Origin of the sequence: Rhizobium sp. 42MFCr.1, assembly GCF_000377185.1 — a bacterium.
In the GTDB taxonomy this organism is placed as follows: domain Bacteria; phylum Pseudomonadota; class Alphaproteobacteria; order Rhizobiales; family Rhizobiaceae; genus Rhizobium; species Rhizobium altiplani.
This window is the reverse complement of sequence record NZ_KB897855.1, coordinates 1-18,453: the sequence shown is the minus strand read 5'-3', so window position 1 is coordinate 18,453 and position 18,453 is coordinate 1. Positions and strand designations below refer to the sequence as shown.

Annotated in this window: 15 protein-coding genes; 5 read left to right on the top strand and 10 right to left on the bottom strand. The window is 60.0% G+C overall.

Features of this window, described 5'->3' with window-relative positions; translation table 11 throughout:
* Positions 1 to 3: 3 nt before the first annotated feature.
* The 3 genes from addB (at position 4) to trxA (ending at position 7,137) form a co-directional block, all read left to right on the top strand.
* A complete protein-coding gene (addB, locus tag C934_RS0125670) occupies positions 4 to 3,201 on the top strand; it encodes a double-strand break repair protein AddB (protein ID WP_018859423.1) in 3,198 nt (1,065 codons plus the stop codon).
* Entirely contained in the window at positions 3,194 to 6,745 is a 3,552-nt protein-coding gene (gene addA / locus C934_RS0125665) for a double-strand break repair helicase AddA (protein ID WP_018859422.1), read from the top strand. Before addB ends, addA begins: the two co-directional genes overlap by 8 nt.
* Positions 6,746 to 6,816: 71 nt before the next feature.
* On the top strand, positions 6,817 to 7,137 hold the full coding sequence (gene trxA / locus C934_RS0125660; RefSeq protein ID WP_007528746.1) for a thioredoxin: 321 nt from the start codon (positions 6,817 to 6,819) through the stop codon (positions 7,135 to 7,137).
* A 49-nt stretch (positions 7,138 to 7,186) separates the two neighbouring features.
* On the opposite strand, the gene C934_RS0125655 is transcribed toward trxA, so the two are convergent.
* The 10 genes from C934_RS0125655 to C934_RS0125610 form a co-directional block, all read right to left on the bottom strand.
* Positions 7,187 to 8,539, bottom strand: coding sequence for a bifunctional folylpolyglutamate synthase/dihydrofolate synthase (locus C934_RS0125655; RefSeq protein WP_026372084.1), 1,353 nt, complete (start codon positions 8,537 to 8,539; stop codon positions 7,187 to 7,189).
* A gap of 27 nt (positions 8,540 to 8,566) precedes the next feature.
* Positions 8,567 to 9,472, bottom strand: a complete 906-nt coding sequence (gene accD, locus C934_RS0125650) for an acetyl-CoA carboxylase, carboxyltransferase subunit beta (protein ID WP_018859420.1) — start codon at positions 9,470 to 9,472, stop codon at positions 8,567 to 8,569.
* 39 nt (positions 9,473 to 9,511) lie between these two features.
* Positions 9,512 to 10,351: a tryptophan synthase subunit alpha gene (gene trpA / locus C934_RS0125645; protein WP_026372083.1), complete on the bottom strand. Its 840-nt coding sequence runs from the start codon at positions 10,349 to 10,351 to the stop codon at positions 9,512 to 9,514.
* Between the two features lie 2 nt (positions 10,352 to 10,353).
* Positions 10,354 to 11,574, bottom strand: a complete 1,221-nt coding sequence (trpB, locus tag C934_RS0125640; RefSeq protein WP_018859418.1) for a tryptophan synthase subunit beta — start codon at positions 11,572 to 11,574, stop codon at positions 10,354 to 10,356.
* Positions 11,575 to 11,576: 2 nt separating this feature from the next.
* Positions 11,577 to 12,245 (bottom strand): phosphoribosylanthranilate isomerase, encoded by a 669-nt coding sequence (locus C934_RS0125635; protein ID WP_018859417.1) that lies wholly within the window; start codon positions 12,243 to 12,245, stop codon positions 11,577 to 11,579.
* 74 nt (positions 12,246 to 12,319) lie between these two features.
* Positions 12,320 to 13,081, bottom strand: a complete 762-nt coding sequence (locus tag C934_RS0125630) for a M48 family metallopeptidase (RefSeq protein WP_018859416.1) — start codon at positions 13,079 to 13,081, stop codon at positions 12,320 to 12,322.
* 94 nt (positions 13,082 to 13,175) lie between these two features.
* Complete coding sequence (locus C934_RS0125625) at positions 13,176 to 13,610, bottom strand: DUF2852 domain-containing protein (RefSeq protein WP_018859415.1); 435 nt, start codon at positions 13,608 to 13,610, stop codon at positions 13,176 to 13,178.
* A 145-nt stretch (positions 13,611 to 13,755) separates the two neighbouring features.
* The gene (locus C934_RS0125620; RefSeq protein ID WP_018859414.1) at positions 13,756 to 15,033 is read right to left on the bottom strand and encodes a polyhydroxyalkanoate depolymerase; all 1,278 of its coding nucleotides are present in this window, start codon (positions 15,031 to 15,033) and stop codon (positions 13,756 to 13,758) included.
* Between the two features lie 205 nt (positions 15,034 to 15,238).
* Positions 15,239 to 16,081, bottom strand: a complete 843-nt coding sequence (locus tag C934_RS0125615) for a fumarylacetoacetate hydrolase family protein (RefSeq protein ID WP_018859413.1) — start codon at positions 16,079 to 16,081, stop codon at positions 15,239 to 15,241.
* Positions 16,082 to 16,176: 95 nt separating this feature from the next.
* Positions 16,177 to 17,130 (bottom strand): glutathione S-transferase family protein, encoded by a 954-nt coding sequence (locus C934_RS0125610; RefSeq protein ID WP_018859412.1) that lies wholly within the window; start codon positions 17,128 to 17,130, stop codon positions 16,177 to 16,179.
* 158 nt (positions 17,131 to 17,288) lie between these two features.
* On the opposite strand from C934_RS0125610, the gene C934_RS0125605 reads away from it, so the two are divergent.
* Both C934_RS0125605 and C934_RS0125600 read left to right on the top strand, forming a co-directional pair.
* Positions 17,289 to 17,573 (top strand): DUF2218 domain-containing protein, encoded by a 285-nt coding sequence (locus C934_RS0125605; RefSeq protein ID WP_026372082.1) that lies wholly within the window; start codon positions 17,289 to 17,291, stop codon positions 17,571 to 17,573.
* 18 nt (positions 17,574 to 17,591) lie between these two features.
* Positions 17,592 to 18,185, top strand: coding sequence for a nitroreductase family protein (locus C934_RS0125600; RefSeq protein WP_018859410.1), 594 nt, complete (start codon positions 17,592 to 17,594; stop codon positions 18,183 to 18,185).
* Positions 18,186 to 18,453: the final 268 nt, after the last annotated feature.

Here is an 18,453-nt window from a genome sequence, read left to right as displayed (position 1 = left end):
CGGATGGCCGAGCATCACCGGCCGAGGGTCTTGAGCATCCCCGCAGGGCTTCCCTTCCTGAAGAGCCTTGCCGAAAGCCTTTGTGACGGCCGACTGACACCGCATTTCCGGTATGATCCCGGCGATCCCCTATCGCTTTCGAAAACCACGATCTATCTGCCAACGAGGCGCGCAGCACGCGTGCTCCGCTCGGAGTTCGTCGATCTCCTCGGCGGACGATCCGCAATCCTCCCGGTTATCCGACCGCTCGGCGAGACCGACGACGATAGCGGCTATTTCGACGAAGCCCTGCCCGCGACCCTGGATCTTGCTCAGCCGTTATCCAACACCGCCCGCCTGCTGGAACTCGCGCGCCTTATCCTCGCCTGGCGAAACAAGCTGCCGGAGATTGTGCGCAGCATCCATTCCGATTCGCCGCTCGTCGCGCCCGCAAGCCCCGCCGACGCCATTTGGCTTGCGCGCAATCTTGCGGAATTGATCGACGCCATCGAGACCGAGGATCGGGATTGGAACGAACTGTCTCGCCTGAATGCGAAAGACTATGCGCTTTGGTGGCAACTGACGGCCGAGTTCCTGCAGATTGCCAGCGCCTTCTGGCCGGAGCGGCTGAATGAGCTCGGCAAATCATCGCCCGCAAAACACCGCAACGCAATTCTTCGTGCCGAAGCAAATCGCCTGGCGACAGCCCGGCCGATGGGACCCATCATCATTGCAGGATCGACAGGCTCTGTGCCGGCGACGGCCGACCTTATCGCAGCGGTCGCCAACCTTCCGGAAGGCGTCATCGTTCTGCCGGGGCTCGACCTCGGCATGCCGGATGAGCATTGGCGAATGGTGGCGCCCGACATTCGGATAGATCAGCCCGCCGACCCGGCGAGCCGCAGCCACTCGCAATACGGCCTCGCGCAGTTGCTAAAGCGACTGAAATTGACGCGGCAGGATGTGGTGCAGCTTGCCGCGCCGCCCGAGGAATTGCGACAGCGTAGCGAAATCCTCTCACATGCGCTCTCCCCTGCCGAAGCAACCAGCGACTGGGGCACATGGAAGGCGAAACTATCCGACGCTACGATCTCAGCGGCATTTGCAGATGTCTCGCTGATCGAGGCGGGCAATGAGCGCGAGGAAGCCACTGCAATTGCAATCGCCCTCCGCTTGGCGCTCGAGCGCGCGCCCGGCAATGACGGCGAGAGCCGGGCGGCATTGATCACACCGGATCGAAACCTAGCCCGCCGCGTGACGACGGAACTATCGCGTTTCGGCATCGTTGCGGACGATTCCGCAGGCACGCCGCTTTCCGCCACCCCACAGGGAACGCTGTTGCAACTGCTGCTGGAAGCAACCCTTCGCCCTGGCGATCCCGTCGCTATCGTCGGATTGCTGAAGCATCCCCTGGCGCATTTTGGGCTGGAGCGTGGCGCGCACGTGGCAGCGGTAGCAGCTCTGGAGCTGCTGGCACTGCGTGGTGGTGTGGCCGACGTCGACATCTCAGCGTTGGAACCGCTTCTTGAGCAGCAGCTGTCTGAGCAGGCGTTGGATCGTCACGCGCCGCAGTGGCGAAAATCCCTTCCCGCCGATGCGATTGACCACGCGCGTGCTCTTGCCCGACGGGTTGCCGAAGCGACCGAACCGCTAGCGTCGGCGCTTGTTCGGCGCCTTCCCGAAGAGCCGGGGCTAACGGCCAGCTTTGGGCTCGCCGATTGGGGGGAGCGAACCGGGCGCGTATTGGAGGCGGTAACCCGCGACGCGCGCGGCGATCTTGCTGGTCTCTGGTCCGGCGAAGCGGGCGACACCCTGGCGTCGATGCTCGGCGAAGTGATCGAAACCGAAGGGCAGATCGACGCGGATGGCCCGCAGTGGATCGACATCGTCACTGCGCTATTGGCTGGCCAGGCTGTAAAGCCACGGGCGCTAAGCCATCCGAGAATTTTCATCTTCGGCACGCTAGAAGCGCGCCTGCAGAACGTAGACACATTGATCCTGGGCGGCCTGAACGAAGGCTCATGGCCGGGTCAAACATCCAATAACCCCTTCGTTTCTCGGACAATGAAGACCGAGATCGGGCTGGAACCTCCAGAACGGCGCATCGGCCAGCTGTCGCACGATTTCGAAATGGCCAATGGCACGCGCCATCTCATCTATTCGCGAGCCCTTCGACAAGGTTCGACGCCAACCGTCGCGTCGCGCTGGTTGCAGCGGCTGCTCGCATTCGGCGGGCACGAGTTCGAGGCACAGCTCAAGGCCCGCGGAGACAATTTTGTGCATTGGGCGAACCTCATCGACCAAGGCGACAGCCAAGCGCCCGCGCAACGTCCAAGTCCAATACCGCCGCTGGAGATTCAGCCTAAGTCCTACTCTTTCAGCGAGGTCGGGCGCCTTCGTCGCGACCCCTATGCAATCTATGCACGCCGCGTTCTGCGCCTTGACCCGGTAGCACCGTTCAATCGAGACCCTGGCGCCGCGGAGCGAGGAACGCTCTATCACAAGATCATCGACCGCTTCGTCCGTGAAGGTCACGTTGCCGGAACGCCGGCAGCTGAAACGGCGATGGAGAACATTCTGAACGAACTCTTCGATACGGAGCAACTTCCTGCACATATCGATGCAGTCTGGCGCCCGCGTTTCCGTGAAGTTGCCCGCGCGTTTCTCGAGTGGGAGGCGCAGCGACAGCCAGGCATTCGAAGAACATTGACCGAGGTGCGTGGCGGGGTGGAGTTGGAGGCGATCAATGTCCGCCTGAGCGGCGTCGCCGACCGGATCGACATCACCGGCAGCGGTACCGCCGACATCATCGACTACAAGACCGGATACAATCCCTCCGCCCCTCAGGCACGCGCGCTTCTTGATCCCCAGCTGGCACTGGAGGCCGCCGCGCTTCACGCCGGCGCCTTCCGAGATGCTGGCAGTCTTGTTCCACAAGATCTACTCTACGTGCGCCTGCGGCCGGGCAATCGCTTTAAGGTCGACACCGTCAACAACGAGACTTCGACCAGAACCGACAAGGCAAAGTCGGCCATGGACCTGGCCACCGACTCGATCGACCAACTCATAAAGTTCGTCTCGCTCCTGCAGTCAGGCGAAAAGGGCTTCACCTCGCGGCTTGTGCCGGCACAGCAGTTCGATTTCGGTGGTGATTACGATCATCTGGCGCGCGTTTCCGAATGGTCTGCCGCAGAGAGCGACGAGGAAACCGGCGATGAATGACGACGCAACGCTGCCTGAGGGCGATGATCCCGTTGCCTGGACGAGTTGGACGACCATCCAGCAATCGATCGCATCCGATCCGCAACGCTCAGCCTGGGTTTCCGCCAATGCCGGCTCCGGAAAAACGCACGTCCTGACGCAGCGTGTTATCCGGCTCCTGCTGGCCGGAGCACGTCCGTCAGCAATCCTCTGCCTGACCTATACGAAGGCGGCAGCCTCCGAAATGTCGAACCGCGTTTTCGAGCGGCTTGCCGAGTGGGCGGTTCTGCCGGACACGGAACTTGAAGAACGCATCACGCGGATCGAAGGCAAGGCGCCGGATAGGGTGAAGCTTGCGGAGGCGAGGCGCCTCTTTGCAAAAGCACTGGAAACGCCGGGCGGGCTGAAGATCCAGACCATTCACGCGTTTTGCGAAGCTTTGCTGCACCAGTTTCCGTTAGAAGCTAACGTCGCCGGCCACTTTTCCGTGCTCGACGATCGGGCTGCCGCGACGCTTCTTTCGGATGCACGGCGATCGCTGCTTACGGCCACTACACCGGAGGACGATCCGGCGCTCGCGGACGCCTTTGCTTACGTGCTCAATCTCGGCGATGAGCCAGGCCTCGAAAACCTTCTTGAAGAAATCATCGCGAACCGCACTGCGATCCGCACTTTCACGCAGGATGCGGAGCGGAAGGGTGGCCTCGATGCGGTACTGCGCACGAAGCTTCACCTCTCTGAAGACGATACTGCGACCGGGATCGCCGAGTCGTATTGGCCGCTTCCTGGTCTGCGCGGCGGGGTGCTCGACCGGTACCTAGACCTTGCGGATCAGAAAGGCGGGGCAAAGGCGCACGATATCGCAGCCGGCTTGCGGTCGGCAGCGCGCGAACGAGACCCCGCGCGCCGGGCGTCGGTGCTGGAGAAAATCTTCCTTACCGTAAAGGCTGAACCAAAGGCGGATTCGCAGTTTTTCGTGAAGGCCATGCTGACTGAAGCACCGGAGCTCATCGATGCCGTGGCAACGGCCCGAGCGCACGTGGTATTGTGTCGGGATCGGTTGAAAACGGCCCGCATGTACGAGGCAACACGCGCAGCGCTGATCCTCGCCGACCGCCTCAACAAAGACTACGACGACCTCAAGAAGCAGCGCAGCCAACTCGATTTCGAGGATCTGATAACGCGGACTTCCGAACTCTTGCACAAAAGCGACGTTGGCCCCTGGATCCACTACAAGCTCGACCAAGGGATCGACCATATCCTTGTCGACGAGGCACAGGATACAAGTCCAATCCAGTGGAGCGTGATCCAGTCGCTGGCCGAGGATTTCTTTTCCGACGAGAGCGCCCGCAATGTGGTGCGTACCCTTTTTGCCGTCGGCGACGAAAAGCAATCGATCTATTCTTTCCAGGGCGCTCGGCCCGAACGCTTTTCAGAAGAAAGCCAGCGGACGCGTCGGCGCGTCTCGCAGAGCGGGCACGCCTTCTCAACGGTGCGGCTGCCGCTCTCATTCCGATCGACCTCGGATGTCCTTGCCGCAGTGGACCACATCTTCACACCGGCTGAAAATGCCCGCGGGTTAAGTGCGGCAGGCGAGCCGGTGGTGCACCGTTCTAACCGCATAGGCCACCCGGGCGCAGTCGATCTCTGGGAGATGGTCGCGCCTGAAGCGACGATCAAGGAAGAAGATTGGACCGCACCCTTTGACGCCACGCCGGAGAGCGCCCCAGCATCCGTTCTCGCCCGTCGCATTGCTCATGCGATCGGCAATCTGGTGGGCAAGGAAACGATCGTCGAGAAGGGCAAGGAGCGACTGATCGAGGCCGGCGATATCCTCGTCCTCGTGCGCAAGCGCGACGCCTTCGTCAACGCGCTGACACGCGCCTTGAAGCGACGCGGCGACATACCGGTTGCAGGCGCCGACCGCCTGCGCCTGACGAGCCACATTGCCGTGCAGGACCTCGTGGCGCTCGGCCGCTTTCTACTGTTGCCCGAGGACGACCTCTCCTTGGCAGCGCTGATGAAGAGCCCGCTTCTCGATCTGAGCGAAGACGACGTCTTCGCAATTGCCGCCCTGCGTACGGAGGGCGAGAGTGCCTGGGCTCACGTGCAGAAGTTCGCCGCTGATGGAAATGCGCGCTTTGAAACAGCCGTCTCTCGCCTCAGGCTCTTCCTGGACGAATCCGAGACGCTGTCGGTTCACGATTTCTATGCTCGTGTTCTCGGATGCCACGGCGGCCGACGACAATTCCTTGCCCGGCTCGGAACCGAGGTCAGCGATATTCTCGATGAATTCCTGACATTCGCGCTTGATCACGAAAGCTCGGGCCTGCCCGGCATGCAATCCTTCATTTCGACGCTTGAAATCGAAGCACCGGAGGTGAAGCGTGAGCAGGACAAAGGCCGGAATGAAGTCCGGATCATGACAGTCCACGCCTCAAAGGGCTTAGAGGCACCGATCGTGTTCCTCGTCGACGGCGGCTCGAAGGCCTTCACCCATTCGCACATGCCGAAGCTGCGGCTGCTTGAACAGGGGAGCGGCGAGCCGCCCATGCCGGCATGGGTTCCGATCGGCGATCTCAGCAACTCGCTGACCCAGGCCGACGCGACGCGCATCCAATCGCTGGCGGAACAGGAATATCGCCGGCTGCTCTATGTTGCGATGACCCGGGCCGCCGATCGCCTTACCGTTTGCGGCTACAGGGGCATTCGTCCCAACACCGATACCTGGCATGCCATGATTTCCGCTGCGATGACCGACAGCCATCCGCATGTATCTGCTGCGACATTTTCTGGGCCTGACGGGACATGGGCTGGCATCGAATGGCGCGTACCACGGATAGAGAGAAGGTTCGAGCGCCTTGAACGCAGCGCGGAGACCGCCAGACAACAGACGGTCCCGCCTGGCCTCGACAGGCCACTGCCACCGCGCAGGCAATTGCCGCGCCCGCTCAGCCCATCCGGCGTCGGAACGATCATCGACGATGGCGCCGATGACCTCCTCGTCGCCTCCCCGCTTTTCACGGAAACGGGAAAGCCGGATCGCTCGCTGCAAAAAGGGCGGCTCCTCCACCGCATGTTGCAGGTGCTGCCGGATGTGCCGCGCGGCGATCAGCCAGATGCAGCATCACGATACGCCAAGCGTGCGGCGCCATTCTGGCCCGAAGCAGAGCGGCGGCAATTGGTCGACTCGGTCCTGAAGCTATTGGGCGCAGCCGACCTCGAAGCCGTCTTCTCGACTCATGCACAGGCTGAGGTCTCCGTCATGGGGACGCTGACGATCGCCGGCCAGGACTATGCCGTTTCCGGCCGTGTGGACAGAATGGCGGTCTTCGACGATCGCGTCGTCGTGCTGGACTACAAGACCAATCGCGTCCCGCCGCAGACGGCAGAGGCCATCCCATTTGCACACAAGGCGCAGCTTACGATTTATCGCGAGATCCTGGCGCCGCTCTATCCCGGCAAGCGCGTCGATTGCGTCCTTGTCTACACTGAAAATGCTTCGGTTCACATTCTGACGCCGGATGCATTGGCGTCGGCGCTTGCGCAACTCGAGACAAAGTGAAATACGGGCATTGAAATTCCCGCACCGCACGCTCACATGTATTTCAACAGGAATCCGTAAAGGAGCAGCCTATGGCTACCGTAAAAGTCGATATCAACAACTTCCAGTCGGAAGTTCTGGAATCCGCAGAACCCGTCGTCGTCGATTTCTGGGCTGAATGGTGCGGCCCGTGCAAGATGATCGCCCCCAGCCTCGAAGAACTCGCTGTCGAGTTTCAGGGCAAGGTGAAGGTCGCCAAGCTCAATATCGATGAAAACCCGGAACTCGCCGCCCAGTTTGGCGTCCGTTCCATTCCGACGCTCGCCATGTTCAAGGCCGGCGAAGTTGCTGACATCAAAGTTGGCGCTGCCCCGAAGACCGCTCTTTCGAGCTGGATCTCGAGCGCCGCTTAATTTATCCATAAGCAGATAGGAAAAAGCCCGGCATTCGACCGGGCTTTTTTCATTTCGGGGGCGTCCCGTTGTCGGCAAGCACATCGCCGACGAGATAGAGAGAGCCGCCGATCAGGATGCGCGGTGGGTGGTCCTGTTCAAAGGCGCCCTCCTTGATCGCCTCCAACGCATCGCTGACCGTCGACATCGGTTCCGCGACGAGGCCGGCATCATAGGCGGCGTTTGCAAGGATCACCGGATCGATCATCGCGTCGCTGCCGCGGATCGGCACGCAATAGACCTTCTCGGCCAATCCCTTGAAAGCCTTGAAGTAGCCAACCGGATCCTTGGTGTTGATCATGCCGATGATCAGGAAGAGCGGGCGCGGCTGCTTTTCCTCGAAATTCGCCATGGCCTCGGCGATAACTTCACCGGCGCCGGGGTTGTGGCCGCCATCGACCCAGATCTCCGCTTTAGCCGGAGCACTGCCCATCAGATTGCCGTCGTTCAGACGCTGGAGACGGCCCGGCCACTCGACCGACAGCAGCGCCTTTTCCATCATCGTTTCGGTGACCGCAAAGCCGGCGGCCTTGACGGCGCGGATCGCAGCGGCGGCATTGGCATATTGGTGGCGGCCGGGAAGGCGGGGCAATGGCAGGTCGGCGAGACCGAACTCGTCCTGATAGACGAGACGCCCATATTCCTCATGCGCCATGTAGTCCTGGCCGAAGACTGCGGTCGGGCAGTTCAGCCGTTCGGCGGTAGACATCAGCACGTCGAGCGCGGCATCATATTCCTGCTTGCCGATCACAACAGGGTGCCCGCGCTTCATGATACCGGCTTTTTCTGCCGCGATCAGTTCGACGCGATCGCCGAGGTAAGGCTGATGATCCAAGGAAATCGGCATGATGACCGAAACGGCCGGGTCGGAGATGACGTTCGTCGCGTCGAAACGACCGCCGAGACCAACCTCGATGATCGCGGCATCGGCCCGATGCTCTGAGAACAGAATGAAAGTGACTGCGGTGAGGATCTCGAAAACGGTGATCTTCTGCCCGTCATTGGCGGCCGCCACGCGCCGCACCGCCTCGGCGAAGACCGCATCGTCCACCAATTGCCCGCGACCGCCCTTGGCGCCGATCCGATAGCGTTCGTGCCAGTTGACGAGATGCGGAGAGGTATGGACATGCGCGCTGTAGCCACCGGCTTCCAGCAAAGCCCGGCAAAACGCCGTCACGGACCCCTTGCCGTTCGTGCCCGCCACATGAATGACAGGCGGCAATTTCTTCTGCGGATCCCCGAGGACGGAAAGCAGTCGGGTAATGCGATCCAGTGATAGATCGAAGCCCTTGGGATGCAGGCCCAAGAGCTTGTCGATTTCCTGTGCTGCTTCACTCACTACGGCTTGGCCCCTGGGTATCATCGCTCACCCCGCCTGTGATGGGTTCTGTCAGGCGCTTGCAGCGATAGCAAGCGTCCCGCTGTTTTCCTTGGATAGGTTCGCAACCGGCTTCTTCGTCAGGATCTTCAAGACGCGCGCGAGCGTATCCGGAATATCGTGGCGCTTGACCACCATGTCCACCATGCCGTGTTCCAGCAGATACTCGGAGGTCTGGAAGCCTTCCGGAAGCTTCTCGCGGATCGTCTGCTCGATAACGCGCTTCCCGGCGAAGCAGATTTCAGCCCCGGGTTCGGCCAGATGCAGGTCACCGAGCATCGCGTAGGACGCGGTAACACCGCCAGTGGTCGGATTGGTCAGCACGACGATGTAAGGCAGTCCTGCTTCCTTCAGCATGTCTACCGCCACGGTCGTCCGTGGCAGCTGCATCAGCGACAGGATACCTTCCTGCATGCGGGCACCACCAGATGCCGGGAACATGACCAGCGGGCACTTCTCCGCAATGGCGCGTTCGAACGCCTTGACGATCGCCTCGCCCGCGGCAATGCCGAGCGAACCGCCCATGAAGTTGAACTCATGAACGACCGCGACGATCTTCAGGCCGCGCATCTTGCCGACGCCAGCGAGAATGGTGTCTTCCTGCTCGGTCTTGATGCGGCTGTCCTTCAGACGGTCCGTGTATTTCTTGGAATCACGAAATTTCAGCGGATCCTGGGCGACCTTTGGCTGCGGCAGAGCCTCATAGACGCCATCGTCGAAAAGGTCGGCAAGGCGAGCCTTTGCCGGCATCTTCATGTGATAACCGGAGGCCGGAATGACCCACTTGTTGTCTTCCAGATCCTTATGGAAGACCATCTCACCCGTTTCCGGGCACTTGATCCAGAGGTTCTCCGGCACTTCGCGGCGGCCCAGCATGGAATTGATGCGGGGGCGGACGTAGTTGGTGATCCAGTTCAAGTCGAAAACTCCTGATTGACTCTTGCCAATGTGGGGAAATTATTCGGCAGCAACAAGGCGCGCCGAACGTGTACCCGTTGACAGTCCACGAACGAGGGTGGCGACGGCCTGGACGGTATCGGCTGTCGCCTTCCCATCCTTGGTGAGGCTCGTTGCCACCTGATTGACAATTGCTGTGCCGACAACCACGCCATCGGCCGAGCTGCCAATGACCTTTGCATGGTCGGCGGTCTTGACGCCGAAGCCGACGCAAACAGGCAGGTTGGTGTGCTGCTTGATGCGCTTGACGGCGCCCGAGACCAGAGACGGATCCGGCAGAGCAGAGCCAGTGATACCAGTCATCGAAACATAATAGACGAAGCCGGACGTGTTCCGAAGAACGGTCGGCAGGCGCTTTTCGTCGGTCGTCGGCGTCGCCAGGCGAATGAAGTTGATCCCCTTCTTGATCGCAGGGATGCAGAGTTCGTCATCCATCTCGGGTGGAAGGTCGACGACGATGAGGCCATCGATGCCGGCTGCCAGCGCGTCGTCGAGGAACTTCTCCACGCCGTAGACATAGATCGGGTTGTAATAGCCCATCATTACGATCGGCGTCGCATCGTCCGTCTTGCGGAAATCGCTGGCAAGCTGCAGCGTCTTCTTCAGCGTCTGGCCGCCCTTCAGAGCGCGCTGGCCAGCCATCTGGATCGCCGGACCATCGGCCATCGGATCGGAGAACGGCATGCCGAGTTCAATAACATCGGAACCCGCTTCCGGCAGAGCCTTCATGATGCCGAGCGAGGTTTCGTAGTCGGGGTCGCCTCCCATGAAATAGGTGACGAGTGCCGGCCGGCCTTCCGCCTTAAGATCGGCGAAGCGTTTGTCCATACGTGCGGTCATGCTTACTCACCCATTCCCAGAATCTTGCCGACAGTGAAGATGTCCTTGTCGCCGCGGCCGGAGAGATTCATCAGAATGATCTCGTCCTTGCCCATCTTCGGCGCGCGCTTGATGACTTCGGCCAGCGCGTGCGACGGCTCCAGCGCCGGAATGATGCCTTCGAGGCGGGTCAGCGTCTGAAAGGCTTCGAGCGCCTCATGGTCCATGATCGGCACATATTCGACGCGACCGATGTCGTTCAGGTAGGAATGCTCGGGGCCGATGCCGGGATAGTCAAGACCAGCGGAAATCGAATGGCCTTCCTTGATCTGGCCGTCGCCATCCTGCAGAAGGTAGGTCCGGTTGCCGTGGAGAACGCCGGGCGAACCCGCCGTGATCGAGGCGCAGTGCTCGTCACCATTGAGGCCCTTGCCGCCGGCTTCGACGCCAACCATCTTGACGCTCTCGTCATCAAGGAACGGATGGAAGATGCCGATCGCGTTCGAACCGCCGCCGACGGCTGCGATGACGAGATCCGGCAGCCGACCTTCGGCTTCCAAAATCTGCTCACGGGCCTCGGTGCCAATGACGGCCTGGAAGTCGCGAACCATTTCCGGATAGGGATGCGGACCGGCGGCCGTGCCGATCAGGTAATAGGTGTCGTCGACGTTCGTGACCCAGTCGCGCAATGCCTCGTTCATGGCGTCCTTGAGCGTGCCGTGACCGGCGGTCACCGGCTTTACCTCGGCACCAAGCAGCTTCATGCGAAACACGTTCGGGGCCTGACGCTCGACGTCGGTTGCGCCCATGTAAACGACACAGGGGAGACCGAAGCGGGCGGCAACCGTTGCCGAGGCAACGCCATGCTGGCCGGCACCAGTTTCCGCGATGATACGGGTCTTGCCCATGCGCTTGGCGAGCAGGATCTGGCCGATGCAGTTGTTGATCTTGTGCGAGCCAGTGTGGTTCAGCTCTTCGCGCTTGAAATAGATCTTCGCGCCACCGAGTTCCGCCGTCAGACGCTCGGCGAAATAGAGCGGGCTTGGGCGACCGATATAGTGGGTGCCAAGCTGCTTCAGCTCCGCCTGAAATTCCGGATCGTCCTTTGCCTTGTTCCACTCGTCCTGCAGGTCGAGGATCAAAGGCATCAGCGTTTCGGCGACGAAACGGCCGCCGTAGATGCCGAAACGGCCGTCTTCATCAGGGCCGGAACGGAAGGAATTCGGTTTTGGCGTCTGGTTCACTCTCAACTCCCTGAGGTCGTTTCGGGCTGACAAGCCGTTTGGACCGCATCGAAAAACTCATCGATCATTGCGACGTTCTTGACGCCGGGCGCGCTTTCGACCCCCGAAGATACGTCGATCCCCGGCGCCTTGGTGATGCCGAGCGCCTCGGCAATATTGCCCTTGTTCAGGCCACCGGAAAGCATGTAATCCACGCTGCCGTCAAGCCAGGTAAGCAGGCTCCAATCGAAGGACACCCCGTTGCCACCCGGCAAATCCGACCCTTTTGGCGGCTTTGCGTCGAAGAGGAAGCGATCGGCAATGCCGACATAGGCCTCCACCCGCTTCAAATCATCAGTGGTACGCACCGAAAAGGCCTTCATGACCGGCAGACCGTAGACCGCCTTTATCGTCAAAACGCGCTCCGGGCTCTCGTCGCCATGTAGCTGCAGGATATCGGGCCGAAGCAGCGCCACGATTTCATCAAGATCGTCGTTGCTCGGATTGACCACGACCGCAACGATCTTGGCCTTGCCGCGGGCCGGCTCCGCTAGCTTGCCGGCGATATCAGGCTCGATGTAGCGGGGACTCTTTTCGAAGAAGATGAAGCCGATATGTGTTGCACCGCGCGCGAGGGCGCGATCGATCGCCTCAGGCGTCTTCAGTCCGCAGATTTTGATATCCGGTTTCATGGCAGCGAAGTGACACGAAAAGCACTTGGAGTCGAGCCAAATCACGACAAAAGCTGATTTTTGCGAGGCGTCGCTCAGTCGAAATCGATGGCATGCAGTTGACTGCCGTGCCGCTTCAACCAGAGCTTCGCCTCTTCCATGTGGGGGCACAGCTTCTTGCAGAGCGCCCAGAAGCGTGGCCCGTGGTTCATTTCCTTGAGATGAGCGACTTCATGGGCCGCAAGGTAGTCGACCACTGACGGCGGCGCCATGACGATGCGCCACGAAAAGCTCAGGTTTCCCTCCGAGGAGCAGGAACCCCACCGACTGCGGGTGTCCTTCATGGCGATCGACCTGATCGGCGCATTGATCGAGCGGGCATGGAACGTTGCCAACCTCTCGAGATCGGCTCGCGCTTCCTTCTTCAGGAACGTGGCAATCCGGCGTCCGAGATGCTCGGGCATGCCGCTGACCTTGAGCACGGGTTTGCCATCAACGACGACGGCTTCTGTCAGGCCGCGCAGGCTGCCGGTGTGGTGAACGCGATGGGATACGCCCCGAAAGAGAATGGTGCCGCCATCACGAAGACCACTGTCGGGCGTGAATTTGGCAAGCTTGGTCAAGAGCCAGCCCTGATGGCGGTCGAGGAAGGCGTTTACCTCGCGCTGTGCCAATCCGCTCGGGATCGTCATCTTCAGGCCCCGACCACCAGGCTCGATCCGCAAGGTAATGCGGGTTGCCCGCTCGTGCTGCTTGATCGTCAGCGGCATCAGGCGTCCGGCGACGTCAAGCGTTCGCGTTTCCGGCGGAGCCGGTTTTCGAACGCTGCGGCGTGGCTTTGCAAGGAGCGGGAACATGGGCATTTTCTATATGATTCGCTGGAATTCTTGGCAAAGAAAAGCCGGCATCGATGATGCCGGTTCAAGTTTCGGTGCTGAACGGTCCTGGGAATTACGGAGTCTGGTATTCTGCTACCGGACCATTGTCGTCGCGCTTGCCGTTCTTGCGGTCGCGCATGAAGCGGTCAAACTCTTCCTGGTCCTTGGCGCGGCGTAGTTCGCGCATGTAGGAGTCGAAATCCTCGCGCATTTCATCAAGCTTGCGACGCTCTTCTTCCAGCCGGTCGAGCTCGGCCTTGCGCCAATCATCGAAGGCAACATTGCCCGTCGAGAAATGAGGGCGATAGCGGCCATGTGAACGTCGGCAGCCGGCGAAGAATCCATCGGCGGCGCTGTTGGCGTCGCGCTTGAAACCGCGCAAACGCTCCCCAAAGATGATGTAGGCGAGCATGGCGAGACCCAGAGGCCAGAAAACCACGAAGCCGAGGATCATCAGGGCAATGGTAGCCGGAGTCCAATCCGGGCGAAGCAATGCTGACTGGTTCATCGTGCGGTGTCCTCGCATTTTCCGCGTCCGGCGAGATACCGAACGCTGGAATCGATGTGGTTACACGCCTGGCCCGCTTCAAGGCAGCGCCCGCCCAAATCGGACAACGCCTTGAAATACAATCGCTAATTCAGAATATACTAAATCAGGCGGATTTTCCGCCCTTGATCACCCGCTTCACCACGGGCTTTCCGGAACGGGCATGTTCCTTCACGAAGCTGATGATCCGCGGCGCAATCTCCCGGCGGAAGCGTGAGCCGTTGAAGACGCCATAGTGGCCGACGTCGGGCTGCAGGTAGTGCATGCGCATGTTGTCGGGGATGTTGACGCAAATGGTCTGGGCAGCCTTTGTCTGGCCGACGCCGGAGATGTCGTCGTTTTCCCCCTCGACGGTGAGAAGTGCCACGTTGCGGATGGCGGCGGGATCGACAAGCTTACCACGGTGGAGCAGCTCGCCCTTCGGCAGCGCGTGCTTGATGAAGACCTGTTCGACCGTCTGAAGGTAGAACTCCGCCGTCAAGTCCATGACCGCGAGGTACTCGTCATAAAAGTCGCGGTGCTTTTCGGCCGGCTCGCCATCGTTCTTCACCAGATGCATGAAGAACTCCTTGTGAGCGATCACGTGCCGATCGAGGTTCATCGACATGAAGCCGGACAACTGCAGGAAGCCGGGATAGACCGGACGCATGAAGCCCGGCTGCGGCCAGGGCACATTCATGATCACATTATCCGCGAACCATTCCAGCGAGCGTTCCTTGGCGAGCTGGTTGACGGCTGTCGGGTTGATGCGCGTGTCGATCGGTCCGCCCATCAGGGTCATCGATGAGGGCGAAAACGGATCGTTCTCCGCTTCCATGAGGGCGACGGCAGCCAAAACCGGCACGGAAGGCTGACAGACGGCAATCACATGCGTATCCGGGCCCAGGAAGCGAAGCATCTCGATGACGTAGTCGATGTAGTCGTCAAAATCGAAGGTGCCTTCCGTCATCGGCACCATGCGCGCATCGATCCAGTCGGTAATGTAAACGTCGGCGCTTGGCAGCAACGCTTCGACCGTGCCGCGCAGCAGTGTCGCGTAGTGGCCCGACATCGGCGCGACGATGAGAATGCGCGGGTCTGGCGCATGGCTGCTTGGAACATTGCGCGCGAAATGGAGCAGATTGCAGAAGGGATGCGACCAGACGATCTCTTCCCGTACGGCCACCTTTCCTTCCTCGACAACAGTGTCATGCAGACCGACGGCCGGTTTGCCGTAGCGTCGGGTCGTCCGCTCGAACATCTCGAGACTAGCCGCCATCGTACGCCCCCAGGGCGTCTGCGAAATCGGATTGAGGGGATTGGCATAGACCATGCGCATGATATCGGCGAAAGCCCGATAAGGCGCCAATGCGGCATGGTTCAATTCATAAAGCTGATAAAACATGAGATGCGCCACCTTTCTCTAACCTGGAAGACGACGCCGATTGAAAGGCATCGGATTCTTTCCAACGACGTGCTGGCACCTCAACGCAGATTAACAGGTTTTTGTTGCGCAGCAACATTGCCATCCGCACCGCAAAAAGAAATGCCGGGGAATTTACCCCCGGCATGATGGTGCGCTCGAATGCTTAATGATCGCAGAACGGACCTTATCGATCAGCCAGGAAGGTCTGCTTCTGCGTACCCAAGCCTTCAATGCCGAGCTCCACGACGTCGCCAGCCTTGAGGAAGCGCGGCGGCTTCATGCCCATGCCGACGCCCGGAGGCGTGCCGGTCGAGATCACGTCGCCCGGATGCAGCGACATGAACTGGCTGAGGTAAGACACCACATGAGCGACACCATAGACCATCGTTTTCGACGAGCCGTTCTGCATGGTTTCGCCGTTGACCTTCAGCCACATGCCAAGATTTTGCGGGTCGGCAATCTCGTCCTTGGTGACGAGCCAGGGTCCGATCGGACCGAATGTGTCGCAGGACTTTCCCTTGGTCCACTGGCCTGCACGTTCCGTCTGGAAGGCGCGCTCCGAAACGTCGTGGGAAACACAGTAGCCGGCAACATAATCAAGCGCTTCGGCTTCGCTGACGTACTTTGCCGTCTTGCCGATGACGACGCCGAGTTCGACTTCCCAATCGGTCTTTTCGGAGCCACGCGGGATCAGGACATTGTCGTTCGGCCCGACGATGGCCGATGTTGCCTTCATGAAGATCACGGGCTCCGGCGGAACAGTCGCGCCGGTTTCAGCAGCGTGATCAGAGAAATTGAGGCCGATGCAGATGAACTTTCCGGTGCCGGCAACGCAGGCGCCAATGCGACCCGAGGCGAGTTCCGGCAGGCTCTTCGGGTCAAGAGCCTTGAGTTTCGACAGGCCCTCGGGCGAAATCGCTTCGCCGCCGATGTCCGAGACGTGCGCTGACAGATCGCGAATCTTGCCATCGGAATCGAGCATGGCCGGTTTCTCGCGACCAACCTCTCCAACACGCATGAGCTTCATAATATTTCCTCCTAAGCAGCATCCACGTTTTGATCACCTATGAACGAGATATTCACCGGTGTCATTATGGCTTTTTGCCGAAGCGGTACGCTGCTTCAGAAAATTTCGCCTAGATCGGGACCCGCAGGCACGATGCTTGTGGGGTTGAGGCTTTCGATCGAGTAGTAGCCGCGCTTTATATGGTCGAAGTTGACGGTCTCGACGACACCGGGCCAATCGAGCATTCGCCGGCAGAAGCGGCGAAGATTCTTGTAATCCGAGAGACGGCGCAAATTGCATTTGAACAGGCCGTGATAGGCGATATCGAAGCGCACGAGCGTGACAAAAAGACGAATGTCACTTTCAGTCGGATGGTCTGCAAACAGGAAGGGCCGATCGCCAAGCTCTGTTTCCACCCAGTCGAGGCACTTGAATACACCGGCAAACGCTTCCTCGTAGGCAAGCTGCGTCGTGGCAAAGCCCGCGCGGTAGACGCCATTGTTGAGGCTCGGATAGATCCGTTCGTTGAAAGCGTCGATCTCGGTGCGACGCGCTGCCGGATATAGGTCGATCGGATTGCTAGCAAGATCGCCGAAACCTTCGTTCATCATCCGCAGGATATCAGCCGACTCGTTGTTGACGATCGTCTGCAACTGCATGTCCCAGAGCACGGGCACGGTTGCGCGGCCGGTAAAGTCGCGTGCCGCACTCGTATAGATCTCGTGCATATACGTTGCGCCGTGAATGTGATCCCGCGTGGCGCCCGGATAGACGCCGAACCGCCAGCCCTGCTTCGTCAATACCGGCTCGACGACTGAAACCGAGATGGCCGATTCCAGCCCCTTCAGCTTTCGGCCGATCAGCGTCCGCGATGCCCAGGGGCAGATATAGGCCACGTAGAGATGATAGCGTCCCGCCTCGGCCTTGAAGCCGCCCTCTCCCGTCGGGCCCGCCGCGCCGTCAGGGGTAACCCAATTGCGGAAGCTGGAGATCTGACGGACAAAGGCGCCCTTCTCGTCCTTGGCCTGTACCGGCTGCCAATCTTCCGTCCACTTTCCATTTACGAGCAAGGCGTTTTTCCTCTCATGCTGATATTGGCGGAACTTAGCGTGCCTTTACGCGCGTGGGAGGCCACTATTGTTGAAACAGACTGTGCACCACCGGAGATGGCGGAGTTGCTTGCCAAACGCATCGGATGGGGCCTAAGGAAGGCAGGAAGGAGCTTGATATGCCTGTTTCGACCTCGACTGTCGCCACCGAACACGCCAGCAAGTATCTCCAACAGCTCTGCAAACACTGGAGCCACAAGTTTACCGTGGAATTCACGGCGAAAAGCGGGCGTGTACCCTTCAGTGATACCGCCGAAGTCACGTTTTCAGCCGATCACGCGGCGCTTTATATGAGATTGTCGGCCGCTGACCCGGCCCAGATAGAGCGATACGAGAATGTCGTTGCCGACCACCTGAAGCGATTTGCTTTCCGCGAAGAACTCCACATCACCTGGAATGCCTGAACAGCACTTGGAAGAGCCATGACAAAGAGCAATAGCCGTGAATCCCAATATTCGATCGACCCCTTGTTTCTCGAGCGCTGGTCACCGCGTGCTTTCACCGGCGAAGTGATCGATGAATCGGAGCTCCTGACGATACTGGACGCCGCGCATTGGGCACCGTCGTCCGCGAACCAGCAGCCGTGGCGCTTCATCTATGCGCTCAAAGGTTCTGAGGACTGGGACAAGTTCGTTGGTCTCCTCGTCGAGTCAAATCAAGAGTGGGCAAAGACCGCCTCGGCGCTGATCTACGTCGTCTCAAGAGGCTTCAGCGGCGACTTCTCCGAAGGCAGGAAAAGCTACACACACTCGTTCGACGCTGGCACTGCTTGGGGTTATCTCGCGCTTCAGGCCCGGCTTTCGGGTTTCTACGCTCACGGGATGGGCGGCATCAAGCACGAAGAGATCCAGCAAACTTTTGCTATTCCCGAGGGTTACCGGGTGGAGGCGGGGGTCGCGTTGGGACGTCTTGCCGATAAGAGCGTCCTTTCGGAGCGGAACCAGGAGCGGGAAGTTCCGAGCCAGCGCAAGCCTCTTTCAGAGGTCGCCTTCCGCGGCAAGTTTATCGCCAACTAGTTCTCACGCAAAAGCCCCGCGTCGATGCGCGGGGCTTATACATTGCGAGGCCGGTGCATCGGTTATGATGCACCGGCCTCGTTTGCCATTGAGGTGATTGCAACACCGCAGTGACGATGCGCAGAGCGGTTGGTCCTAGCGGGCCTGAACTTTCGTTCGTAAAAAAGCAGAACCCTTTGCGCATTTCGAGGCTTCGTCGAACCGTTGAGAGAGCTTCGCGCTCGCGTATAAGGGAGACATCGCCTCATGACCTATACTAGCCGCTTTA